Source organism: Micrococcus terreus, from assembly GCF_900116905.1.
Lineage (GTDB): Bacteria > Actinomycetota > Actinomycetes > Actinomycetales > Micrococcaceae > Citricoccus > Citricoccus terreus.
This window is the reverse complement of record NZ_FPCG01000003.1, coordinates 235035-259359: the sequence shown is the minus strand read 5'-3', so window position 1 is coordinate 259359 and position 24325 is coordinate 235035. Positions and strand designations below refer to the sequence as shown.

The 24325-nt window shown below is 69.8% G+C and carries 18 protein-coding genes; 6 read left to right on the top strand and 12 right to left on the bottom strand.

Features of this window, described 5'->3' with window-relative positions:
* Positions 1-68: 68 nt before the first annotated feature.
* Entirely contained in the window at positions 69-2174 is a 2106-nt protein-coding gene (locus tag BM355_RS05580; protein WP_091695870.1) for a penicillin-binding transpeptidase domain-containing protein, read from the top strand.
* A gap of 99 nt (positions 2175-2273) precedes the next feature.
* Complete coding sequence (trmB, locus tag BM355_RS05575) at positions 2274-3227, top strand: tRNA (guanosine(46)-N7)-methyltransferase TrmB (protein WP_091695867.1); 954 nt, start codon at positions 2274-2276, stop codon at positions 3225-3227.
* A 41-nt stretch (positions 3228-3268) separates the two neighbouring features.
* Here the strand turns inward: trmB and BM355_RS05570 are convergent, their stop codons facing one another.
* Positions 3269-5077, bottom strand: a complete 1809-nt coding sequence (locus BM355_RS05570; protein ID WP_143109431.1) for an HNH endonuclease signature motif containing protein — start codon at positions 5075-5077, stop codon at positions 3269-3271.
* Positions 5078-5632: 555 nt separating this feature from the next.
* On the opposite strand from BM355_RS05570, the gene BM355_RS05565 reads away from it, so the two are divergent.
* Positions 5633-7630 (top strand): BCCT family transporter, encoded by a 1998-nt coding sequence (locus BM355_RS05565; RefSeq protein WP_091695862.1) that lies wholly within the window; start codon positions 5633-5635, stop codon positions 7628-7630.
* A gap of 2 nt (positions 7631-7632) precedes the next feature.
* Here the strand turns inward: BM355_RS05565 and BM355_RS05560 are convergent, their stop codons facing one another.
* From BM355_RS05560 to dnaK, 8 genes are all read right to left on the bottom strand, one after another.
* A complete protein-coding gene (locus BM355_RS05560) occupies positions 7633-8823 on the bottom strand; it encodes an aminoglycoside phosphotransferase family protein (RefSeq protein WP_091695859.1) in 1191 nt (396 codons plus the stop codon).
* Positions 8824-8887: 64 nt separating this feature from the next.
* On the bottom strand, positions 8888-9262 hold the full coding sequence (locus tag BM355_RS05555) for a hypothetical protein (RefSeq protein ID WP_091695857.1): 375 nt from the start codon (positions 9260-9262) through the stop codon (positions 8888-8890).
* 140 nt (positions 9263-9402) lie between these two features.
* Positions 9403-9822: an ABC transporter permease gene (locus BM355_RS05550; protein WP_177227849.1), complete on the bottom strand. Its 420-nt coding sequence runs from the start codon at positions 9820-9822 to the stop codon at positions 9403-9405.
* A 59-nt stretch (positions 9823-9881) separates the two neighbouring features.
* Complete coding sequence (locus BM355_RS05545; protein ID WP_091695852.1) at positions 9882-11072, bottom strand: alpha/beta hydrolase; 1191 nt, start codon at positions 11070-11072, stop codon at positions 9882-9884.
* A gap of 2 nt (positions 11073-11074) precedes the next feature.
* Positions 11075-11527, bottom strand: a complete 453-nt coding sequence (locus BM355_RS05540) for a MerR family transcriptional regulator (protein ID WP_245760631.1) — start codon at positions 11525-11527, stop codon at positions 11075-11077.
* Positions 11528-11634: 107 nt separating this feature from the next.
* Positions 11635-12639, bottom strand: a complete 1005-nt coding sequence (locus BM355_RS05535) for a DnaJ C-terminal domain-containing protein (protein WP_091695850.1) — start codon at positions 12637-12639, stop codon at positions 11635-11637.
* 65 nt (positions 12640-12704) lie between these two features.
* A complete protein-coding gene (locus BM355_RS05530; protein ID WP_091695848.1) occupies positions 12705-13442 on the bottom strand; it encodes a nucleotide exchange factor GrpE in 738 nt (245 codons plus the stop codon).
* Positions 13443-13570: 128 nt separating this feature from the next.
* Complete coding sequence (dnaK, locus tag BM355_RS05525; protein WP_091695845.1) at positions 13571-15442, bottom strand: molecular chaperone DnaK; 1872 nt, start codon at positions 15440-15442, stop codon at positions 13571-13573.
* A 348-nt stretch (positions 15443-15790) separates the two neighbouring features.
* Between dnaK and BM355_RS05520 the strand changes: the two genes are divergently transcribed.
* Positions 15791-16417: a Dps family protein gene (locus BM355_RS05520; protein ID WP_091695843.1), complete on the top strand. Its 627-nt coding sequence runs from the start codon at positions 15791-15793 to the stop codon at positions 16415-16417.
* A 199-nt stretch (positions 16418-16616) separates the two neighbouring features.
* Here BM355_RS05520 and BM355_RS05515 read toward each other — a convergent pair whose 3' ends face one another.
* Positions 16617-19193: an MMPL family transporter gene (locus BM355_RS05515; RefSeq protein ID WP_091696077.1), complete on the bottom strand. Its 2577-nt coding sequence runs from the start codon at positions 19191-19193 to the stop codon at positions 16617-16619.
* Between the two features lie 121 nt (positions 19194-19314).
* Between BM355_RS05515 and BM355_RS05510 the strand changes: the two genes are divergently transcribed.
* Together BM355_RS05510 and BM355_RS05505 are read left to right on the top strand one after the other, a co-directional pair.
* Complete coding sequence (locus BM355_RS05510; protein WP_245760619.1) at positions 19315-19881, top strand: MarR family winged helix-turn-helix transcriptional regulator; 567 nt, start codon at positions 19315-19317, stop codon at positions 19879-19881.
* Positions 19878-22034: a chorismate-binding protein gene (locus BM355_RS05505; RefSeq protein WP_342715199.1), complete on the top strand. Its 2157-nt coding sequence runs from the start codon at positions 19878-19880 to the stop codon at positions 22032-22034. The genes BM355_RS05510 and BM355_RS05505 overlap by 4 nt, the downstream gene beginning before the upstream one ends.
* Before the next feature lie 170 nt (positions 22035-22204).
* On the opposite strand, the gene cls is transcribed toward BM355_RS05505, so the two are convergent.
* Complete coding sequence (gene cls, locus BM355_RS05500) at positions 22205-23704, bottom strand: cardiolipin synthase (protein WP_091695837.1); 1500 nt, start codon at positions 23702-23704, stop codon at positions 22205-22207.
* On the bottom strand, positions 23704-24324 hold the full coding sequence (locus BM355_RS14455; protein WP_218154312.1) for a TetR/AcrR family transcriptional regulator: 621 nt from the start codon (positions 24322-24324) through the stop codon (positions 23704-23706). The genes cls and BM355_RS14455 overlap by 1 nt, the downstream gene beginning before the upstream one ends.
* Position 24325: the final 1 nt, after the last annotated feature.

The window sequence follows — 24325 nt, the reverse complement described above, 5'->3', positions numbered from 1 at the left end:
CACCAGGGTCCGCGCCGGTGGACCCGTACGCTGACACCACGCAGCACCATCCCCACCAGAGGACAGACATGGCGCCCACAACTCCCCCACAGCCCACCCGCAGCCAGGTCCTGCGGCGTGCCGCCACCGGGGTGCTGCTGTCCGGCGTCCTCGCCCTGACGGCCTGCCAGACGGACACCCGCCCGGATCCGCGTCTGACCGCCGAGCGGCTCGCCACCGCCATCGACACCCGCGAGTTCTCGGACCTGCCACTGACCGACGGTTCCGCTCCCGTGGCAGAAGAACTGCCCACCGTCCTCGAGCCCCTGGGCGAGGCGCGCGGCCATGTTACGGTCAACGACGTCGCGGTGGACCGTGATGATGCGAACCGGGCCACCGCCGACCTCGACGTCGCCTGGGACCTCACAGAGCTGGGCGCCGAGGGCTCGGCCTGGACCTACCCCACCACCGCTGACCTGATCTGGGATGAGGACGCCCAGGCCTGGGAGTTGGATCTGCGCCCGGACGACGTCGTGGCAGGGCTCGCCCCGGGTGGCACCCTGGAAGTGGAGACCACGGTCGCCGATCGCGGGCGCATCCTGGACGGCGCCGGCGACCCGCTGATGATGGAGCGGGATGTGGTCCGGCTGGGTCTGGACAAGTCCCACATCACCCCGGACGAGGTCGAGTCCTCCGCGCGAGCTCTGGCGGCCATGGCCGAGATCGACCCCGACGCCTTCGCCGCCCGTGCGGCCTCTGCCGGCGAGCAGGCGTTCGTGGAGGCGATCACCCTGCGCGCGGACGGCTCGGTGAACCTGCCCACCTCCGCGGTCCAGCAGGTCCCGGGCGGCCGACTGATCGAGGACACCGCCGTGCTCGCTCCCACGCGCGCCTTCGCCCGCGGCGTGCTCGGCACCTACGGCGAGCCCACCGCCGAGCAGGTGGAGAACTCGGACGGACGGCTCACCGCCGGTCAGCCCGCCGGGCTCTCCGGACTGCAGGCCACCTGGGACGAGTACCTCGTCGGGACGCCTGGTCTGGACATCACGGTCCAGAACCCGGACGGCACCGCGCTTCCCGACGGCGGCTCCTCGCCCCAGACTTCCGGCAGCGCCTCCCCAGGGGCCTCGCCCAGCGCACCGGGCACTTCCGGTGAGCAGACCACAGACGGTGACGGGCCGTCGTCGGGAAGCCCTGGATTCACGGTGGATCCCGTGCCTGGCCAGGACCTGACCACCACTCTGGACCGCAGACTGCAGGAGCTGGCCGAGCGGACCCTGGCCGATTCCGGAGTCCCCTCGGCTCTGGTTGCGGTGCGCCCCTCGGACGGGCATGTGCTGGCAGCTGCGGCCGGTCCGGAGGGGATGAGCACGCCGATCGGGACGTCCGGGAGGTATGCCCCAGGCTCCGTGTTCAAGGTGGTGACCGGCCTGGCCATGCTGCGCAACGGGATGACCCCGGAGACCGCGGTGCAGTGCCCGCCGACCATCAATGTGGGCGGCATGGAGATCAAGAACTTCGACGGCTACCCGGCCGCCTCGCTCGGAGCGATTCCTTTGAAGGAGGCGATGGCGCAGTCCTGCAACACGGTGTTCGTGGGGCAGTGGCAGGACATCTCCCCCGAGGATGAAGCCGCTGCCGGACGTGCCCTGGGGCTGACGCCGGAGCCGGTGGTGGGTCTGAACGGCGCGTTCCTGGCCTCGATCCCGGAGGACTCCGAGGGCACGGAGCACGCCGCGAACCTGTTCGGCCAGGGCGTGGTGCAGGCCTCGCCTCTGGGCATGGCCACGATGGCAGCGTCCGTGGCGGCCGGTCACACCGTCCAGCCAGTGGTGGTCAGTCACCCGGAGATCGACCTCCCCACCGCGGCGGCCCCAGGGGACGGTGGCCTGACCGAGGAGGAGGCGGTCCAGCTGCGCGAGATGATGACCGGGACCGTCACCCACGGCACCGTGCCGATCCTGCAGGAGGTCCCGGGCGCCCCCGTGCTGGCCAAGACCGGCACCGCCCAGTTCGTCTCTGAGGGCGAGACCCTGGCACACACCTGGCTGGTGGCGATCCACGGCGACCTGGCTGTGGCCCTGTTCTTCAACGAGGGCTTCGGCGGCGCCCAGACCAATGGTCCGGTGATGCGCGACTTCCTCACCGCCGCAGAGGAGATCTTCCCCTCTGAACCGGCTCCAGAGTCCCGTTGACCCAGAACCAGTGGTGGGCATGCATGCTGATGCCCGCCACTGCTTCTGGCTCGGCGGCGAATCTGAACGCACGCTGCATCCACGTAGGCTGGACGCCTGATGAGCGAGCACGAACACGGTCACAACCCGAACCCCGATCCTGCCCTGTACCGCCGCGAGCCGGTGTCCTTCGTCCGCCGAGGCGATCGGATGACCACCCGCCGGCAGCTGAGCTGGGACCGCAGCCGCGCGGCATACATCCTGGACGTGCCCCGGCACCGTGCGGACACCTCGGTGGCCCCGGACGCCACGCTCACCCCGGACGATCTCGAGCGCATCTACGGCCGCACCGCTCCCCTGGTGGTGGACGTCGGTCCGGGGCTCGGAGAGTCGACCGTAGCTGGCGCCACCGCACACCCGGACTGGAACTTCCTGGCCGTGGAGGTCTACACCCCGGGCCTGGGCGCCCTGCTGGTGGAGATCGAGGACCAGGAGCTCTCCAACATCCGCGGCGTGCAGGCCAACGCTCCTGAGGTGCTGGAGCGGCTTCTGCCGCCGGCCTCCGTGCAGGAGATCTGGGTGTTCTTCCCGGATCCGTGGCACAAGACCAAGCACCACAAACGCCGGCTCATCTCCCCGGCCTTCGCCGACCGCGCCGCCCAGGCCCTGGTGCCCGGCGGCATCCTGCGGCTGGCCACGGACTGGTCGGGTTACGCGGTCCACATGCGCCAGGTCATGGAGGCCCACCCCGAGTTCACCAACCTGCACCCCGGACGAGCGGCCGGCGAGGAGTCGCCCCTGACCCGAGTCCGGCTCGAGGAACGTGAACTGGAGGTCGGAGCCCAACCGCTGCGGAAGGCGAAGCCGAGCGCCGTCTCCCCGGACGGCACGCCCCTGCCGGCCCAGCCGCGCGCCGGCCTCCGCGAGGCAGCGCAGGCCTCCACCCTGGAAGACCCGGTGGACCACGAGGGCGGCTGGGCACCTCGATTCGCCACCCGCCCGTTGACCAGCTTCGAGTCCAAAGCGGAACGGGCAGGGCGCCTGATCTTCGATCTCGCCTACCAGCGGAGCTGACCTCTCAGCCTCTCGCGTTCTCGACACAGCTGTCCCCTGGTTCATTGGTCGTGCCAGTGCAGGTTGCGTTCGGGGACGGGTTGGTGTTCCTGGGTCTGCTGTGACGCGCTGGTGTCCTGGACCAGCGGGATGCCGTTGTTCATCTGGATGGTGAGTTGGTCGTGGTGCAGGGCTTGGTGGTGGTGGGAGCACAGCAGGACCCCGTTCTCCACGGAGGTGGGCCCTTCGTGTTTCTTCCAGAACCGGATGTGGTGGATCTGGCACCAGGCCGCTGGGCTCCAGCACCCTGGGGCGGCGCAGCCTTGGTCGCGGGCGATGATGGCCTTGCGGATCCCGGGCGGGAAGGGTCTTTGGGCTCGTCCGATGTCCAACGCTTCACCGGCACCTCCGAGCACGACGGGTATCAGGTCTGCATCACAGGCCCAGGCTCGGATGGCCCGGGGGTCGATCGGCCCGGTGAACGTCCCGGCCGAGACGACCGGTCCGCGCAGCACCCCGGGTGGGTGTTGATCAGCCAGGTGCTCCGGTATCGGTGGGGGTGGGGGCAGATTCGGGTGGGCGGCCAGTTCTCCGGTGAGGGTCTGGTAGTCGATGTGGACCATCACCTGGGGTCGGGCTCCGCCGGTGTTGGAGAGCGCGTCGGCCTCGGTCATCTGCAGGGCTGCGCCCAGGGCGGCGATGATCGCATCGACCTGCTGGCGCTGACGCTCTTCGGCCCGCAGCATCCCCGGGTGGAAGAACCCGGCATCCACTGGGTCGTCTTCACCCTCTGCGCCCTGACCTGCTTGATCCCCCGCTCCGGTGGGGGCGGTGAGGTCGAACAGGCCCTGGCTGTCCTCTGATTCGGGGCAGGAACCATCGGATCGAGTTCCCGGGGCCCCGGTTCCGTGATCGCGCTGCCGGTTCTTGGGGGCGCGGGGGTTGGTGCCAGCGCTGGTGACGGTCTGGATGATCTCGTGTTGGGCCTGGGTGAGCCAGAGCTGCCAGAGGAACAGTCCGTTCTCTTCGCGCACGTACTTCGCTGACCGGCCCTGATGCACCACCGCTTGGGTGGCTCGGGCACCGGATTCGGTGATGAGCTGGTCGAACTCGGTCCGCCACCGGGCGCAGGCCCGGCTCACCGCCGACGGGGCAGCACCCCGGGCCTGGCCCATCAGCCGGGCTTGGCCCTGGGTGATCAGCCGATCTACCAGGGTCCGGTCTGCTCCGGCCCGCACCGCGGCAGCACGCGCGGAGGTCAGTGTCCTGGTGATCGCATCCACCACGGCCGGGTCCAAGGACGTATCACGCAGGGCCCCGGTTACCTGTGGCAGTGAGGCCGGGACGGCAGTGCCGTCTGGGGACTCTCCCTGGGGTGGGGTCAGGTGGTGGGCGGCTCGGTCCACGCGCTGGTGAGTCTCCCGCCGAGGGGTCTGCTGGGTCTTCTCCAGGAACTCGGCGGCATTGCGGTACCTGGTCTTGCCCTGCGGCAGTCCCAGCAGCCGGTGCCGAGCCTTCGGGTCCTGCAGCACCCGGTCGGTCACCCCGGCCACCGCGGTCTGGGCCAGCTCCACCACCCGGGCCAGACGCCCCACCCCGGACTGCACCTGGGCCAACGTCACGAGCCAGGGTCCCGATGCCAGACCCGCGGTGGGGCCACCGGCAGTGCTCAGGGCTGTTCCGGCGGGAACGCTGACGGAAGCCCCGCAGGCCGAGCCCTCGGCGAGGGAGGCTGAACCCGTGGAGAAGTCTTCAGTCACCGGCGCCAGCTGCTCGGTCAGGTCTGCAGCGCACAACCGGCCAGCCAGGTCCTGGGCAACCGTCTGTGCCAGCTCGATCAGCTCACCCAACCCCAGCCCCGAGGTGTCCACCGGCACATCCGAAGGGCCTGACCCCGAAACCCGACCCGGACCAGCAGGCTGGCCCGCGACCAGCCCCGGGCCGGCAGATCGCACTGCTCCCGCCTCGGCCGTGCCGCCGGCGCCAGCCTCGTCCACGGTGACTGCCATCCGATCCACCTCCTCCCCGGTGACTCACTGCTGATCTCCCAAGAACCCCGCCGTCCTCGTACATATATTCGACCACGCAACACGGACACGATAAGGACCACATCACGGGAACGGGGAGAAGAACATCCAACCGGCCACCTGTGCAGGACAGGGCACCCTGCAGCCCGGCGCATCCCCAGCCGCCCACCCATCACCCCCACTCGCGCTGGAACCCAGACGGCCGCCGTCGGGAATCTGAGCCCTCCCCCACCCCGCAACCCCGTGAGAATGGCCACGGAACCGGCCTCAGGCTTTGCCCTGGCCCGCGGAACTGGGAATACTGGACCGTTGAACCACCCACCACCAGCCCGTCCGGCCCGTGTGCGCGCGCCCTGAGGCGGGTGAGCACCGGGCCGGGACCTGACCGGAAGGGACCTCGTGTCCTCCACTCCTGCATCACGCACCGAGTCCACCGAGAGCTCGCCGCAGGGCTCGACGGCAGCCACTCAGAGCACGCCCGAATACCCGCATGACATCCACCCCGGCCTGGTCCCGGGCATCAGCGTGGAGGAGTCCCGGCACCGCTTCGGCCTGGACAAGATCGTCTTCGGCATCACCGCCGTGCTGATCGTCGCGTTCGTGACGTGGGGCGTGTCCAACCCGGGCTCGGTCGGTGAGGTCTCCTCCACGGCGTTCAGCTGGGCGATGACCAACATGGGCTGGCTGCTCAACGCGGCGGCGATCGTGTCCCTGGGCGTGATGGTCTACATCGGCTTCAGCCGGTTCGGACGGATCCGTCTGGGCAAGGACGACGAGCAGCCCGAGTTCTCCCGGTTCTCCTGGGTGGCCATGATGTTCGGCGCGGGGATCGGCGTGGGCATCTTCTTCTTCGGACCCTCCGAACCGCTCTCGCACTACCTCTCTCCCCCGCCGCACACCGTGGAGGCGGCCTCCACGCCTGCGCTGCACATGGCGATGGCGCAGTCGCACTACCACTGGGGTCTGCACGCCTGGGCCATGTACGCCCTGGTCGGCGGCTCGATCGCGTACGCCTCCTACCGTCGTGGCCGCGTCCCGCTGCTCAGCTCGGTGTTCCGCACCCTGTTCGGCCAGCGCCAGACCGAGGGCTTCGCCGGTCGCCTGGTGGACATCTTCGCCATCATCGCCACCCTGTTCGGCACGGCGGCGTCTCTGGGCCTGGCCGCCATCCAGATCGGTCAGGGCGTGGAGATCATCTCCGGCGCCGGGCCGCTGGGCAACCAGGGTCTGATCATCATCCTGGCCGTGCTCACCGCGGCGTTCATCGTCAGCGCCGTCTCCGGGGTGGCCCGCGGCATCCGGTACCTCTCCACCACGAACATCGTGCTGACCCTGGGCCTGATCCTGTTCGTGTTCATCGCCGGACCCACCCTGTTCCTGCTGAACCTGATCCCCTCGGGCGTGATGGAGTACGCGGACGAGTTCTTCTCGATGATGGGCAAGTCCCTGTCCTGGGGTGCCGGGACCGTGGAGTTCCAGTCCTGGTGGACCGCGTTCTACTGGGCCTGGTGGATCGCCTGGACCCCGTTCGTGGGCATCTTCCTGGCCCGCATCTCCCGCGGCCGCACCCTGCGCGAGTTCGTGCTGGTGGTCATGGCCGTGCCCACGGCCATCCTGATCTTCGCCTTCACCGTGCTGGGCGGCGCCGCGATCTGGATGAACCGTCAGGGCGTGCCGGGCACCGAGGGCAAGGCCACCGCTGAGTCGCTGCTGTTCACGGTGTTCGAGAACCTGCCGCTGGCCCAGTTCACCCCGTTCGTGGTGATCGTGGTGCTCTCCATCTTCTTCATCACCTCCGCCGACTCCGCCTCCGTGGTCATGGGCACCCTGTCCTCCAAGGGCGATCCCTCCCCGAAGAAGCTCGTGGTGGTCTTCTGGGGTCTGTGCATGATGGGCATCGCCGTGGTGATGCTGCTGACCGGCGGCGAGACCGCGCTCACCGGACTGCAGAACCTGACCATCCTGATCGCCCTGCCCTTCGCCATCATCCTGCTGCTAATGGCGGTGGCGTTCCTGCAGGACCTGCGCACCGACCCGGCCGCGATCCGCAATGACTATGCCGAGTCCGCCGTGCAGAACGCGGTCCGCCGTGGCATCGAGGAGCACGGGGACGAATTCGAGCTCGCCGTCCAGCAGGCCCCTGAGGGTCGTGGCGCCGGCGCGGACTTCGACTCCACCGCGGAGGAGGTCACAGAGTGGTACCAGCGCACCGACGAGGAGGGCCAGCCGGTCGACTACGACTATGAGACCGGCACCTACGCGGACGGTTGGACCCCGGACACCGAGTCCGGCGCGGAGTCGTCAAAGACAGACCAGGCATTTCCCGACGACGGCCGGTCCGGTCCCGCAGACGTCGCACCCGGGCGTGTGCCCGGGGATCAGGCCCCGCGGGCCTGAGGTCAGGCGGCCTGGCGGGCTCGCCAGGTCCAGGATCGAGCCAGGTCCAGGCGGGCCAACGCCGTCGCCTGTTCGGCACCGGAGACCAGGCTGAGCAGGAGACCGTGCACCCGGGTGCGGAAGGCACCCGGGTGCACGGTCTGTTCGAAGGCCCGTGCCCAGGTGTCGGCCACCTCGGCCCCGCGGGGGTAGTGCTGCGGGGAGAAGTCCTGAAGCACGGCCAGGTGAGCCACCATGCATGCCAGGTCGTCCTCCCGGCGGCCGGGACCCACGGTGTCTACATCGATCAGCCGCTGGGGACGCCCGTCCGCACAGAACACATTGGCCTCGTAGAAGTCTCCGTGGGTGGGGACGAGCGGGCCCACTGGCAGCCGCTCGGCCAGGTCCTGGATCTCCTGGGCGATCGCACGGATCTCCTCGGCGCACTGGGGCAGCGTGGTGGCCGCACTCGCACCGTGCAGGTCCACCCGGTCCGTCCAGGAAGGCCGGGCGGGGAACTCGAGTGCCTCGGTGGGCAGCCGGTCCAAGAGGGCCAGGGCATCGGCCGGGTTCGGGCGGACGTCGGTCTCCCCGAGCTGCCAGGCGGCAAGCGCCACGGCCAGGGTCTCCACGGGGACCTCGGCGGTGACCAGGACTCCCGGGACGGGGGTGGCCGCCACGTCCGGGCCCAGGCCAGAGAGCAGCTCATGACGCCGGAACAGCGCCTCGGCGCGGTCAGGGCGGACCACTTTGGTGAAGAAGGTCTCGCCGGCCCGCCGGGTGCGCAGGACAGCCCGTCTCAGGGGGCGGTAGACGAGCATCTCGGTGGTCTCGGCGTGCTCCCCGGCGAGCGCCTGCGGATCGGGCGGCGTGGGCAGCCAGCTGCTGATCACCCCCGCGGTGCAGGCCTCGGCCAGCCCTGTCAACAGGGGGTCCGACGGGTGGCGCCAGACCCGCACGGTGGTCTCTCCGGCCTGCACCTCTGCAGCTGAAGGCACCTGTGCGGTGGTGGCCACCAGGTAGTCCTGCTCTTCCTGTCCCGGCAGCCCGTAGTGGACGTCGTACCCCACGGACGTCTCGGCACCGGGGCGGTCATGCACCTGGTCCACCACGCAGCGGAACCCGGGGACAGCACCGCCGGGTAGTCCCTTCAGCGCCGTCTTCGGCAACGTCGCGGCCTCTGGTCCGGTCAGCAGTTCGAGGGGGTTGCTCATGAGTTCACTCCATCAAAGTTCGACCCCCAGCGCCACAGGGCACCGGGGGTCGATGGGGTGGGGGTCAGTCAGCCGAGGGAGCCGACGGTGCGGAGGCCGCGGACGCCGGGCTGGCCGGGCTCGTGGCTGAGACCGGCGACTTCGGGCTGATGGGGCTCTGCGTGGACACGGGAGTCACGGGAGAGACAACCGACTTGGCGGAAACCACGGACACTGCGGTGGGCGCCGAAGTGGCCGAGACGGTCTGGACTGTGCTCTGCTGAGTGGCCTTCACGGCTGCGGGACTGGCAGTCGGGCTCGCAGCGGGAGCGGAGACCGAGGCGGACAGGGTGCTCGGCTGCTGGACGCTGTCGGCCGACGCCGCGACTCCGAAACCGCCCAGGGCCAGCAGGCCCACCGCGCCGGTCACGATCCACTTGGTGCTCTTCGTCGTCGTCATTGTCCTGCTCCTCATGGCCGCTGGTGTTCTTCTGATAACCCCTACTTCACCAGTCGGAGGTGAGCTGTCCGTGAGACCAGAATGAGGGCCTTCTCATCTTCCGCTGATCCCAGCGCACCCGCCGATTCTGGCTGCCAGTGTCACTGACGCAGGGCGTCGGCCACGGGCAGTCGGGTGGCCTTCCACGCGGGGAACACTGACCCGAGGACGGCGGTGGCGGCAGATGCCGCCAAGCCGACCACAAGTGCCTCCCAGGGTACGGACGGGGCGGTCACCGGCGAGTGCTCAGGCAACCAGTGCGGCACACCCCAGTAGATGGCCGCCAAGCAGATGGCTGTGGCCACGGCGGCCACCCACACGGCCAGGATCAGCGACGAACCGATCACCTGGACGAACGTGTGGATGCGACGGGCACCCAGTGCTCGCCGGATGACCAGCTCGCGTGCGCGTTCAGCGAGTGAGGCGAGCCCGATGTTCAGCAGCCCCAAGGCAGATACGGCCAACGAGGTGATGGCCACTCCCACGAAGACCGTCTGGAGCGTGGCCAGGTTGTCCTGCAACTCGCCGACCTCATCGACACGTTGGAGTGGCTCAGGAAGCTCGGACAGACCCGCGCCTGTCAGACCAGCCCGGTGGTCGCCCGGGCGATTCGGTAGAGGGAGGCCGAGCCCGGGTCCCGGTAGCCGTGGCCGCGGTGCAGGAACCCGCCCTCAGGCAGGTGCCGGGAGGTGTTGTGCCCCACCACGCCGGCCAGGTTCAGGGCCTCGTCGGCCAGCACGGGCAGACGGGTGTAGTGCTTCCACGGCTTGCGCCCGGACAGCCGGAAGCCGATTGCCGAGAGCCAGTCGGTGTCTGAGAGTGCGAAGAACACCTTCTCCGCCGGCAGACCCATGGCCTCCGGGTCCTCAGCCAGGTCCCGCGGCAGGCCCACCGGGCCAGAGACCACCAGGGCATCCACCTGGCGTGGCGGGATCCCCCGGTTCAGGATCTGCAGCCCCCGCGCGGCCACCAGCGTCCCGTAGGAGTGCGACTCCACCGCGGTGTGAGCCTGCGGCAGACAGCCCCGCCCCACGGCGTCGAACCAGCCGTGCAGGTGCTGAGCCAGACGGGCACCACCCTGCAGCGCAGCGGCACCGGAGAGCACCCCCCACGGCCCCGGCGGCGCATAGCCCAGCCAGGTCACCACGCACGGACTCCGCGCCCCGGCCTCGCGCTGAGAGACGCACAGTTGCGCGGCCTCCCGCACGGTCCCCCACATGGCGGTGTGCACGAACACCCCCATCCCTGAGACCTGCCAGGTGACGTGGCTGGCCTGATCAGGATTCCCGACGGCGACCACGGCCGTGGGTGGGCGGGTGGGGGTACCCAGGTCATAGGCCAGCAGGATCCGCCCAGGGTAGGACCGATCCATGGAGTCCCGGCGCAGGGCGTGGACGATCCCGTCCAGCGCGGACTTCTGCCGGGGTCCCAGCTCCTCGCGGCGGTCCATGTCCTCACGGAGCCGGGCCAGCGTGGCCGCTCGCTCCTGGCGATCCCAGATGTCCCGGCGGGAGACCTGCTCCACGTGCGGGGAGGAGGGTGCGCCTGGCAGGTGCTCGGCCACAGCGTGCGCGGCTCCGATCACCCCGCCGACAGCACCGTTGACGGAGACCATGACGGCATCAGCAGCCACCCCGACCACGGGGCTGAGCCGATCCTTGAGGCCGATCGCGGTCTCTGCGGCACGCTCGCGCAGCCGCGCGGCCCAGCCGGGGTGGCGCTGTTCGGTGCCCTGAGGAGTCGAGTGCCCTGCCGACTGCCCGGAGGGCACGGTCAGTCCTGTCCGTCGGCAGTCCGGCGGGAGCGACGCCCGGCCACGCCCAGCGGTGAGGTGCCCGCGGTCAGCGCGGCAGCCGGCCACCGCCGGACCGGTGATGTCCTGCGTGCCCGCGTCCCGTCGTCGGGCTGGGTCCTGTTCCGGGAGCCGAAGGTGGTGGTGACGTCTCCCGCGGCGCCGGCGGTGAAGACCCGCTCGTAGCGGGCGTAGGTGTGGAAGGCCTGGATCTGGCCGGCCAGCTCGGTGATGGTGCCCTGGAGCTGCTCGACCTCACGCTCGAGCTGGACGATCCGGCGGATCCCCTCCAGGGATACCCCGTCCCGGCTCAGGCGCTGGATGGTGCGCAGCTGGTCCACGTCCTGGCGGGAGTAGCGGCGCTGGCGACCGCCCTGACGCTGCGGGACCACCAGGCCCAGACGGTCGTACTGGCGCAGGGTCTGGGGGTGCATGTCCGCCAGCTCGGCGGCCACCGAGATGACGTAGATGGGCGCACTCCACTCGCCCCGGCGGTCACGACGACCGCGGGACGAGCGGGTGCTGGGGTCGGGCAGGGGGGTCACAGCCGGGCCTTGTCCGCCAGTCCTGCCCTCGGGTTGTGACCGGCCGAGGCGGCGGCGTAGGCCTCCACGGCGGCGCGAGCATCGTCGGACAGGCTCGAGGGAACAGCGATCTCCAGCTCGACCAGCAGGTCACCGGTCTCCTTGGCGGTCTTCACCCCGCGGCCCTTCACCCGCAGGACCTTGCCGGAACCGGTTCCCGCGGGGACCTTGACCTTGACGTTCCCGTCCAGGGTGGGGACCTCCACGGTGGCGCCCAGGGCAGCCTCATCGAACGTGACCGGCACGTGGATGCGCAGGTTCATGCCCTCTCGATGGAAGAATGGGTGATCCTTGACCTTGACCGTGACGAGCAGATCGCCCGGCCCAGCCGATCCGGGAGCGCCCTTGCCCTTGGCCCGGACCTTCTGGCCATCCTTGATCCCGGCCGGGACTCGGACCTCGATGACATCCCCGTCCGGTTCACGCAGCGAGACCGTGGTCCCGCGTATGGCACCGGCGAAGGAGATGGTGGTGGTGGCGGTGCGATCTGCGCCCTTGGTGGGTGCACCGTAACCGCTCCGGCCGCCGCCGAAACCGCCTCCCCCACCGAAACCGCCGCCGAACAGATCGGCGAACTCCGGGGGCAGATCGTTCGTGGAATAGCTGGTCCGGCCACGGCCACCACCGCCGCCGGGGTTGAAAAGCCCGCCGAAGATGTCCTCGAAGCCACCGCCTCCGGAGCCTGCACCAGCCCCGGCGCCGCCGGGTGCCTGGAAGCGGGCACCTGAGCCCATCGCTCGGATGGCGTCGTACTGCTGACGGTCCTCCGGGTCGGAGAGCACCGCATTGGCCTCGGTGATCTCCTTGAACTTCTTCTCCGCTGCGGCGTCACCGGGGTTCTGGTCCGGATGGTACTTGCGGGCCAGCTTGCGGTAGGCCTTCTTGATGTCGGCTTCCGAGGCGTCCTTGGAGACACCCAGAGTGGCGTAGAAGTCCTTGTCCACCCAGTCCTGCGAGGCCATGGCGCCTCCTTCCTGTTACCTCTGACGTTTGCTGTCTGCTGTGCTGCTGCCGGGGCGGCTGATGGTCAGCCCTTGCCGGCGGAGACCATCACCTGGGCGGCGCGCAGCACACGCTCGCCCCGTACGTAGCCGTTGCGGAAGACCTGCACGATGTGCTCGGCGGGGACCTCCTCGCTGGGCTGACGCAGCATGGCCTCGTGCTGGGCGGGGTTGAACTCCTGCCCGGCCAGGGACTCCTGGTCCTGTCGCTCCAGGCCGAAACCGGCCAGGATCTGGTCCAGCTTGGCCGCGATCGAGGCCATGGGTCCCTCGGTGAGGTCACCGGCGGCCCGGGCGGCGTCCAGATCGTCCAGGACCGGCAGCAGCGCGGTCAGCATGGACTGGATGGCGGTGTCCCTGGCGACGTTGCGGTCCCGGTCCACGCGGCGCTTGTAGTTCACGAACTCGGCCTGCAGGCGCCGCAGGTCGGTGCGCAGCTCCTCCTCGCGGGCGGAGCCGGCGCCAGCCTCAGCGTCGCTGACCGTCCCGGCCAGGGCGGCCTCCTCCTCGGAGAGCCCTTCAGCATCGGCGGCGTCACGCAGGATCTGCTCGGCCTGTGACACGGCGTCCTCGCCCTGGTCAGCTGCGCCGGCGGACTCTGCGCCCTTCGCGTCCTGCGGGGACCCCTCGGTGCCCTGGTCTGTGGACGGTGCGGTGCCGCCGTCGCGCACTTTGCCGGTGTCCGGGTCGATCCGGCGCTTGTCTTGGAAGCTCACCGGCTCCTGCTCGTTCTGGTGCTCGTCCTCGTTGCCGTGATGCGGCATGTGTCTCACTCCTGGTCTGTGTGGTGGGTGCGGACGGGGTGTGGACCGGTGCTCCGAGGCCGGCCGACCCTGCCGTCAGGGCAGGACCGGCCGGCCCGGAACCGGTCAGATGCGGTGGAGCATCGGGGTCACTTCTTGTCCCCGGGCTCCTCCTCGTCCACGACCTCGGCGTCCACGATGTCCTCGTCGGCGGAGGCATCCGCACCGGATGCGCTGGCCTGGTCAGCGCCCTCTGCACCGGCGTCAGCCGCCTGGGAGGCGTACAGGGCCTCGCCGATCTTGACCTGGGAGGTCTGCAGCTTCTCGAACGCGGCCTGGACCTCGTCGTCGTTGTCCTGCTTCTCCAGGGCGGCCTTCAGGGCGTCGACGTCGGCCTGGACCTCGGTCTTGACCGAGTCGTCCAGCTTGTCCGCGTTGTCCTTGAGCAGCTTGTCCACGGAGTAGGCGGACTGCTCGGCGGCGTTGCGCCGCTCGGCGGCCTCGCGGCGCTTCTTGTCCTCCTCGGCGTGGGCCTCGGCGTCCTTGACCATGCGGTCGATGTCCTCATCCGAGAGCGAGGTGCCGCCGGTGATGGTCATGGACTGCTCCACACCGGTGCCCTTGTCCTTGGCGGAGACGTGCACGATGCCGTTGGCGTCGATGTCGAAGGTGACCTCGACCTGCGGCATGCCGCGCGGAGCCGGAGCGATGCCGGTCAGCTCGAAGGTCCCCAGCGGCTTGTTGTCCCGGGTGAACTCGCGCTCGCCCTGGAAGACCTGGATGGACACCGAGGGCTGGTTGTCCTCAGCGGTGGTGAAGGTCTCGGACCGCTTGGTGGGGATGGCCGTGTTGCGCTCGATCAGCTTGGTCATCACACCACCCTTGGTCTCGATGCCCAGGGACAGCGGGGTGACGTCGATCAGCAGCACATCCTTGCGCTCGCCCTTGAGGACACCGGCCTGCAGAGCAGCACCCACGGCCACGACCTCATCCGGGTTCACGCCCTTGTTCGGCTCCTTGCCGGCCAGCTCCTTGACCAGCTCGGCCACGGCCGGCATACGGGTGGAACCGCCCACCAGGACCACGTGGTCAATCTCGGAGACGCTGACACCGGCCTCCTTGATGACGTCCTGGAACGGCTTGCGGGTGCGCTCGAGCAGGTCGTTGGTCATCTCCTGGAACTTGGCGCGAGACAGGTGCTCGTCCAGGTGCACCGGGCCCTCCGCGGTGACGGAGAGGTACTGCAGGGAGATGTTGGTGGAGGTCGCGGAGGACAGCTCCTTCTTGGCCTGCTCGGCAGCCTCCTTCAGACGCTGCAGGGCGATCTTGTCCTTGGAGAGGTCAGCGCCCTTGGACTTGGCCTGCTGGAGCAGCCAGTCCACGATCCGCTGGTCCCAGTCGTCGCCCCCCAGGCGGTTGTCACCGGCAGTGGCGCGGACCTGGATGGTGGAGAAGGCGTCCTCGTCCTTGCCCACCTCGAGCAGGGAGACGTCGAACGTGCCGCCACCGAGGTCGAAGACCAGGATGAGCTCGTCCTCCTTGCCCTTCTCCAGGCCGTAGGCCAGAGCGGCCGCGGTGGGCTCGTTGATGATGCGCATCACGTTCAGACCGGCGATCTCACCGGCCTCCTTGGTGGCCTGGCGCTCGGCGTCGTTGAAGTACGCGGGCACGGTGATCACCGCGTCGGTGACCTTCTCGCCCAGGTAGTCCTCGGCGTCGTGCTTGAGCTTCATCAGGGTACGGGCGGAGATCTCCTGAGCGGTGTACTCCTTCCCATCGATCTCCACCTTCCAGTCCGTGCCCATGTGGCGCTTGACGGAAGCCAGGGTGCGCTCCGGGTTGTTCACGGCCTGGCGCTTGGCGATCTCGCCGACCAGGACCTCTCCGGACTTGGAGAAGGCGACCACCGACGGGGTGGTGCGGGAGCCTTCAGCGTTGGCGATGACCACCGGCTCGCCGCCCTCCAGGACGGAGACGACGGAGTTAGTGGTACCGAGGTCGATTCCCACTGCACGGGACATGCGCGGTTCCTTTCATCAGGACTACAGGTCTGTTGCTGGTACGAAGCCAGTCACGCCCTTGAGCGTTCGACACACAAGGTGTCACGTCCGCCCCGCCGCTGTCAATCAGACTTGAGTGGAGCGGACTCAACTTCGTTCACCGGGTACAACCGGGCATCCCGCGGATTCATTCCCGGGCCCGGGGATCCGCGCTCGAACTGCTCGCGCACGGCGAACGCCAGTGGCGAACAACGCTGGCCCTGAGGGACCCCCGGTGCTTGGATGAGGGCAACGGCACGTCCACCCCGGCGTGCCCCGTTCCGCCCCGGACCTCCGGGCGGACCTCAGACGAGCAGGAAGGTGTCATCCATGGCAGCCAAGAAGACCAAGAGCTCCACGACGAAGAAGTCGACCGCACGCAAGTCCGCCGTCACCACCAGCAAGCCGGCCAACTACACCGTGCCCGGGCTGGACCTGAAGGACGGTCACCACGTGGCTGACATCCTCCAGGAGCGCCTGCACGCCCTGAACGACCTGCAGCTGACCCTCAAGCACGCCCACTGGAACGTGGTGGGCCGCTCCTTCATCGGCGTCCACGAGATGCTGGACCCGCAGATCGACACCGTGCGTGCCTTCGTGGATGTGGTGGCCGAGCGCATCGCCACCCTGGGCGTCTCCCCCAAGGGCACCCCCGGAGCGATCGTGGCCGACCGCAGCTGGGACGACTACTCCCTGGGCCGGGCCGGCACCCTGGAGCACCTGGCCGCCCTGGACCAGGTCTACGACGGCGTCATCTCCGACCACCGGGACGCCATCGACGAGGTCGGCGAGCTGGACCCGGTGTCCGAGGACATGCTGATCGGCCAGGTCGCCGAGCTGGAGCTGTTCCAGTGGTTCATGCGCTCCTTCCTCACCGACGCCGACGGCACCCTGGCCACCGGCGAGGCCAGCACCGAGCTGGGCGCGGCCAGCAAGGCCGCCGCCAAGAAGGCCTGACGCCTCCTCCGCTGCGCCACCGTCACGACGACGGCCCCTCACCTTTCCTGCGAAAGGTGAGGGGCCGTCGTCGTACCGGGCCTGTGCCGTGCCCGAGGGCGCTCGATTGTCGCGAAGCTGTCGGAATGGCACCGCTCAGGGCGCCTCAGAGCGACAGCTTCGCGACAATTCGCTCAACTCAGCCCACCTCAGCTCGGACTCAGACGTTCTGCAGCTCGCGGCGCTGCTCGGCGTCCAAGTCCTCACTGGCGAACTGCCGCGGCTCCTCCGCACGCGAGAGCTTGGAGGGCCACCAGACCTTCGGTCCGATGTCGTAGGTCAGCGCCGGGACCACCAGCGAGCGCACCAGGAAGGTGTCCAGCAGCACGCCGAAGGCCACGATGAACGCCAGCTGCAGCATGAACATCAGCGGGATCACGGCCAGCGCCGCGAAGGTCGCGGCCAGCACGATCCCCGCCGAGGTGATCACCCCGCCGGTCACCGTCAGCGCGTGCAGCACGCCCGGGCGGGTGCCGATCTGCACGGCCTCCTGGCGGGCGCGCGTCATCAGGAAGATGGTGTAGTCCACGCCCAGCGCCACCAGGAACACGAACCCGTACAGCGGCACGGACGGATCCGCCCCCGGGAACTTGAACAGGTGGTTGAACACCAGGGCGGAGATGCCCATGGCGGTGCCGAAGCTGACCACGGTGGCCAGCACCAGCAGCACCGGGGCGAGCACCGAGCGCAGCAGGATCATCAGGATGCCCAGCACCACCAGGAGCACGAGCGGGATGATCAGGCGCAGATCGGCCTGGGCGGTGGTGTTGGAGTCCAGCGCGGTGGCGGTGGTGCCACCCACCAGGATGGAGTCGTCGATCCCGTGCAGGGTCTGACGCAGCTCCACCACGGTCTGCTCGGCCTCGGCGGAGTCGGCCTGGTTCTCCAGGGTGGCCTGCAGGTAGACCTTGCCGTCCACCTCCTGAGGCTCCAGGGTGGGAATGTCCTCCATGGAGATTCCCGACGGCGGCCCGGCACCTTCCGCAGGAGCCTCACCGTCTCCACCGGTCACCCCGGGAGGAGGTCCGGCACCCTCGGCGGGAGCGCCCTGGCCGGCCTCGGCGGCGGCGCGCGCCTCCTCCTGCAGCTGCTCGATCGCCTCCGGGTCCGGGGTGCCGGCGGGGGCACCGCCCTCGGCGGTCAGGTAGGCGCTGGCCACGCCGTCGGTCTCCTCGACCGCGGACAGGACCTCGTCGGCACGCTCAGCGGGGGCGACCACCGTGGCGGGAGCACCGGTGCCGGCGTCGAAGTGCTCGGCGATCAGCTCCTGTCCAGACTTGGCGTCAGACTCACCCAGCAGCACATCGGTCTGGGCCACGCCGCTGGCCTGCAGCTGCGTGATGCCCACCGCGCCGGCCAGCAGCACAGCGGCGGTGATGGTCCAGACGGCGCGGGGCCGGCGAGCCACCAGCGCGCCGATCTTGGTCCACACGCCGTGGTCCTGCTCCAGTCCGGCGATCTTCCGGCCGTCGGCGAACTCGGGCTGGGTGTAGGTCTTGCCCTTCTTGGTGCGGGACTTGCCCGGGCGCGGGATGGAGGGCCAGAACGCGGCCCGGCGCGACACGTAGAGCAGTGCGGGCAGGAAGGTCAGCGAGGACAGCCAGGCCAGCACGATCCCGGTCGCGGCGATCGGGCCGAGCGAACGGTTCGAGTTCAGGTCGGAGAAGAGCAGGCACAGCAGGGCGACCGCCACGGTGGCCGCTGAGGCGGTGATCGCCTCGAACGAGCCCTTCCAGGCATGGCGCAGTGCCTCCCAGACGTCCTCGCGGACCATCAGCTCCTCGCGGTACCGCGCCACCATCAGCAGCGAGTAGTCCGTGGCGGCGCCGATCACCAGGATGGACAGGATGCCCTGGGACTGACCGTTCAGGGCGATCCACTCCCACTTGGCCATCCAGTAGACCACCAGTACGGCCACGCAGAGCGCGCCCACCGAGTTCAGCAGCACCAGGATGGGCAGCAGCACGGAGCGGTAGACCAGCACCAGGATCACGAACACCACGGACAGGGCCACGATCAGCAGGATGCCGTCGATCCCGGCGAACGCCCCGGCGAGGTCGGCGGCCAGGCCTGCAGGTCCGGCCACGTGCACGGACTCGGCGTCCAGCGCGGCCACGTCGCCGGCGGAGGCGGTCACCACCTCACGCAGGGACTCGACGGTGTCCTCCGGGGAGGCGTTCTCGGCGTCCAGCAGCAGGATGTACTCCACGGCCTGCTCGTCTTCAGAGACCTGCGGGCCGATCAGCTGGTCCACGCCCTCCACGCCGGTCAGCTCCTCACCGAAGGCGGAGAGCTGCTCGGTGACGGCGTCATCGTCCTCGGCCAGCGTCTGCCCGTCGGCGGCGCTGGCCACCACGATCGCGGGGATCTGCTCGGACTCGGTGAACCTGCTCACCCAGTCCCCAGCCTGCGTGGACTCCGCGGAGGCCGGCAGGAAGGTGGACTGGTCATTGGAGGAGACCTCGCTGAGGTTGCCGAAGGTCGGTCCGCCCACAGCGGAGCCGGCCAGCCAGGCCAGCACCAGCACGACGGCCGCCACCACCCGGAGCGCGATGCCTCGCCCGCGCTGGGGTCGGGAGGTTCCGGAGGATGTGCCGGCGCCAGAGTCGTTGCGGGCGCTGCGGTCAGCGTCGGCGGTGGCCACGCTGGAGCCGGAAGTCTCCGGGATGCCGCTGTCCGGAGTGGAGGGATCGCCAGGGGCGCGATGGCGCCCAGAACCAGAGGAGGGTGGGGTCATGCTGGACATCCTACGGTAATCCCTCGATGATCGAGATAGTTCCGTCGGAGAGATCCCTCACCGTCTCCGCCACAGGCTGAGCAGTAGAATCAGCCGTTGACCCACGGCAGAAGGAGGCGCAGTGACCCGCGAGAGCGCCGTTCACCCTGCCCCCCATGCCCCCCAGGGCCCACCGTCTGCCGCAGCCCCGTCCCCGCGCGACGTCAGCGCGTTCCGGCTGATCCAGGCCCTGCGCCGCTATTCCGAGTCCGCCGACCGCGCCACGGACATGGCCGGCAGCGTGGGCGGCCATCACCGCACCGATCTGCGAGCGCTCACGGTGCTGATGCAGCGTCACGCCGAGGGACTGGAGACCACCCCCACGGACCTGGCCCGGCTCCTGCACCTGACCTCGGCCTCCACCACCGCGCTCGTGGACCGCCTGGTGGCCAATGGCCATGCCGAACGCGAGCGCTCCAGCACGGACCGCCGCCGGGTGTTGGTCCGGCACACCGACTCGGCCACCCAGGACGGCCGGGCCATCTTCGCCCCGTTGGCCCAGCACCTGATGCGCCACCTCTCCGAGTTCACCGAGCAGGAGATGCAGACCGCCGCAGCCGTCCTGGAAGCCGCCACCGCCGGCATGCTGGACGCCGAAGAGCAAATCCGCGGGACCGAACCGCCCCGCGCGGAGCCGAGCACCCGGTGAACCGGCCCCTCCCGATGCTGCTGGGCATCGACGGACGCTCCGGCGCGGGCAAGACCTCCCTGGCCCTGGAACTGGCCGCCCTGCTGCGTCCCCATCTCAGCATCTCGGTGTTCCATCTGGACTCGATCTACCCCGGCTGGGACGGGCTGTCCCACACCGTCGAGGAGCTCGCCGACCTCATCCTCGAGCCCCTCGCCCAGGGCCGCACCGCACACTGGAGGTGGTGGGACTGGACCACCGACCAGCCGGGCCGTGCCGCCAGCACCGAACCGGCCGACGTCGTGATCATCGAAGGCGTGGGCGCCGGGAACCGGAGCGCCCGGACCCTGCTGGACACCGTGGTGTGGGTGGAGCTGGACCAGACCGAGCGCCGGCGCCGGGCCCTGGACCGGGACGGGGAGACCTTCGAGCGGCACTGGGAGCAGTGGGCGCGGCAGGAGCGGGCCTACCTGGCGCAGGACCCGGTGGCCGAGGAGGCTGAACTGATCCTGCGGGTCGGTGAGCAGACCCCGCACGCCCCTCCCGCCGCCGCACAGGTGCTGGAGGCGCTGCGGCTGCTGCCCGCGTGGGAGCCCGCACTGCGCCTGGTGCCCGGTCCGCCACAGCGCCGGCACTCCTGGCGCACAGTGCATCTCGAGGGCTCGTCCACCACCGTCCAGGAGCTCTTCGCCGCCGCGGGCGGTCCGGACGCCGAGCTGGCCGTGCTGCTGGAGAGTTCCGACCACGCCGTTACCCCGGATCCGCACCGCAGCGGGCATTCGATCTTCGGGCTGGGTTCGGCCTCGGCGGGCCCGGTGATGCAGCACCGGGACGGCGTGACCACGGTGCGCCAGGGCGCGGTCACCGTCCGCCGCGAGCAGGGCTTCTTCAGCTGGCTGGCCTCGGCCTGGCCCACGCCCCGGATTCCCGACGACGCCGCCTCCTCCCCCGAAGGCGTCCCCTTCCAGCCGGGCTGGCTGGGCTGGATGGGCCACGAGCTCAAGCGCGAGACCGGATCCCCGGACGGGGCCGCCACCGGCCGTGCCGCACGCGATCTGCCGGACGCGCTGTTCTTCCAGCCGGATCGCGGCGGGGTGCTGGACCACCGCACCGGCACCGTCTGTCTGTTCTGGTCTGCCGAGGACCGCGCAGGCGAGGCCTGGGCGAAGAAGGTGCTGGCCGTCGTCGGGACGGAGGTGGAGCCGAGCACTGCGGAGGGTGAGAAGATCGCCGGGCCCATGTTCCGACTGCGCGACGAGCGCGCGAGCTACCTGGGGACGGTGCGCGCGGCGCAGGAGCAGATCCGGCAGGGCAACTCCTATGAGGTGTGTTTGACCACGCAGCTGCAGGCCGAGCTGTTCGGTGATGTGAGGTTCGACGGGTGGTCGGTGTACCGCCGGCTGGTGGCGGCGAACCCGGCGCCGTTCACGCTGTACGCACGCGTGCGGCTGGAGGGCTCGGGTGTGACCGGCGCTGGGGCCGACGGGCTGGACGCCGAGGTGGTCTCGAGCAGCCCGGAGCGGTTCCTGCGGATCGGGGCGGACGGGACCCTGGTGACCGAGCCGATCAAGGGCACCCGGCCGCGCGGGGCGGACCCGGAGACGGATGCGGCGCTGGCGCGGGAGCTGGCCGAGTCCGTGAAGGACCGCGCCGAGAACATCATGATCACGGATCTGGCCCGCAACGACCTCTCCCGGTTCGCCGTGCCCGGGACCCTGGCCACCACGCGACTGTGCGCCATCGAGTCCTACCCCACCGTGCACCAGATGGTGTCCACGGTGACCGCCCGGCTGCAGCCCGGGGTGCCGCGCGCCGACGCCGTCGCTGCCGCGTTCCCGCCCGGCTCGATGACCGGGGCACCGAAGATCTCCACCATGGACATCCTCGAGGAGCTGGAGTCGGGACCGCGCGGTGTCTACTCCGGCGTGGCGGGGTACCTGTCTGCGGACGGGGCGGCCGACCTGAACGTGCTGATCCGCACGTTGGTGGTGGTGCACGGGGTGAGACGTGAGGACAGGGGCGGGAACCCGGACGGCGGGGAACCGGCCACCCGGCTCTCGCTCGGGGTCGGGGGGGCGATCACCTCGGACTCGGTCCCGGAGGAGGAGTGGGACGAGGTGCGCACCAAGGCCCGCGGCGTGCTGGGCGTGCTGGGGTCGGACTTCCCGGAGTGATCTGAGCCAACCCGGACAAATCGGGGCTGATCAGTGCGTCCACCCCCTTCCCGGGACACGCTGACCCCCGCGAACACCTCCAGATGTCCCGAGAAGGGGGTGAGGAGCCGAGAACCGTCCGCTCCGAGGCTCACCAACCCCCACCAACCCCTACACGCTTCAACCTGCACCTACTGCAGGGCCGAGGTCAGCCGGAACACGTTGTCCACCCAGCGGTGGGAGCGCGGCCGGGCCAGCCACTCGTCCAGGGTGAGCTCCTCAGAGACCTCGCGGTACTGCTGCACCACCTGGGTCAGCGCGTCCACGGACTCGGCACCCACCAGCATGACCGAGACTTCCATGTTCAACGAGAACGAGCGCATGTCCATGTTGGAGGAGCCGAACACGGCCACGTCGTCGTCCACGGTGAACAGCTTGGAGTGCAGCACATCCGGGTCCGGGTAGCGGTGGATCCGCACGCCGGAGCGCAGCAGAGCCTCATAGTAGGACTGCTGGGCGTGCTGCACCATGAACTGATCGGCCTTGCGGCACACGAACAGCTCCACCTCCACGCCCCGCTGCGCCGCCGTGGTGATCGCGTAGAGCATGGAGTCGTCCGGGACCAGGTAGGGGCTGACCACGGTGAGGCGGTGCTTGGCGGCGTAGAAGAGGTGGTTGAACAGGCGCAGGTTGTTCTCGGTGACGAATCCGGGGCCGGAGGGGATGACCTGGGCGATCGTGCCCTCGGTGCGCCGGTACTCCTCGTCCGTGGGCATGCGCAGCTCTCCGAGCAGGTGGCGCCCGGTCTCGGCGAACCAGTCGGTGGCGAACACCACGTCCAGGGAGGTGACGGTCACGCCGGTCACCCGGGCCATCAGGTCCACCCACTCGCGTCCCATGGCGTGCGCGGAGCGGCGCTTGTACCCGGGCTCGATCAAGTTCTGCGAGCCGGTGTAGCCGATCTCCCCGTCGATCACCAGGATCTTGCGGTGGTTGCGCAGGTCAGGGCGCTGGTACTGACCACGCAGCGGCCGCACCGGCATGGTCACATGGAACTCGATCCCGGCCTCGCGCAGGCGCCGTTTGAGCGAGAAGTACCCGGTGACGCGCAACGTGGCGATGTGGTCAAACAGCACCCGCACCTTCACTCCGCGAGCTTGCGCGCGCTCCAGGGCCTGGAGTACCTCGGAGACGTAGCCCTGCCGGTCCTTGGGGTCCTCGGAGAAGATGTAGAAGATCAGGTTGACGTACTTCTGGGCGCCGTCGATGTCCTGGGCCATCCGGTGCAGCGACTGGCGGTAGTCCGTGATGAACTCGAAGTGGCTGCCGTCCAGCATGGGGAACCCGGTGAGGTGACGGGTCAGCGCGGCGGCCGAGCGCACGTACTCCGGGGCGTGGCCCACCTCGTTGGGAAGCTCAAGGTGCTCGGTGGCCTCGCGCAGCTCCTCGTTGACGGCTTCCTGCCGGGACCGGCGCTGCCCGCCCAGGCGGAAGGAGCCGACCAACAGGAACAGCACCAGCCCGGGCAGGGGCAGGAAGAAGATGATGAGCAGCCAGGCCATGGCTGTGGCGGGGCGCCGGTTGCCGGGGACGATGCCCAGCAGCAGCAGACGGATGGCCACGTCGGCGATCCACATGAGGATGGTGAGCCACTGCGGGAACATGCCGAACTCGGCGACGGGCCAGAGCATCAGTCCAGCCTACTGCCCGCCGGCGCCACCAGGTCCAGCAGCTGCTGCATCCACTGCTGCTCGAGCGGATCGCCCAGCATGATGTGCAGCAGCACGCTGGCGCCCACGGTGTCCGCCAGGAACCCGGGATCCGAGGGCAGGGCACCGGGCCGGCGCTGCGCCTCGAGCACGAACCGCTCGCGCAGCCCCTCCTGGATGGGTTCGATCAGCGCGGCGTTGATGGCCGCGGCGGTCTCCGAGGCGGAGGCCAGGGCCGCCAGCAGGGCCCGGACGAGTCGTGAGGTGTCCCCGAGCTCCACGGCGCCGAAGATCTCCTCGAGCCAGGCCCGCACATCGGCACGCAGGTCCCCCGTGTCCTCAGGTCCCTCCACGGGCGTGGGCAGGTGTCCGTCGGCGATCGTCTCCACCACCACATCGGCCTTGGAGCCCCACCAGCGGTAGACGGTCTGCTTGGCCACTCCGGCCTCAGCGGCGATCCCCTCCACGGTGAGGTGCTCGAATCCGCCCTCCACCATCAGCCGCGCGGCAGCGGTGAGCACCTTCAGTCGTGAGGCCTCACTGCGCGGCCGTCCGCGGCGCGCGGGCTCCTCAGCGGGGTCCGGGCTCTGCTCAGCGCTCACC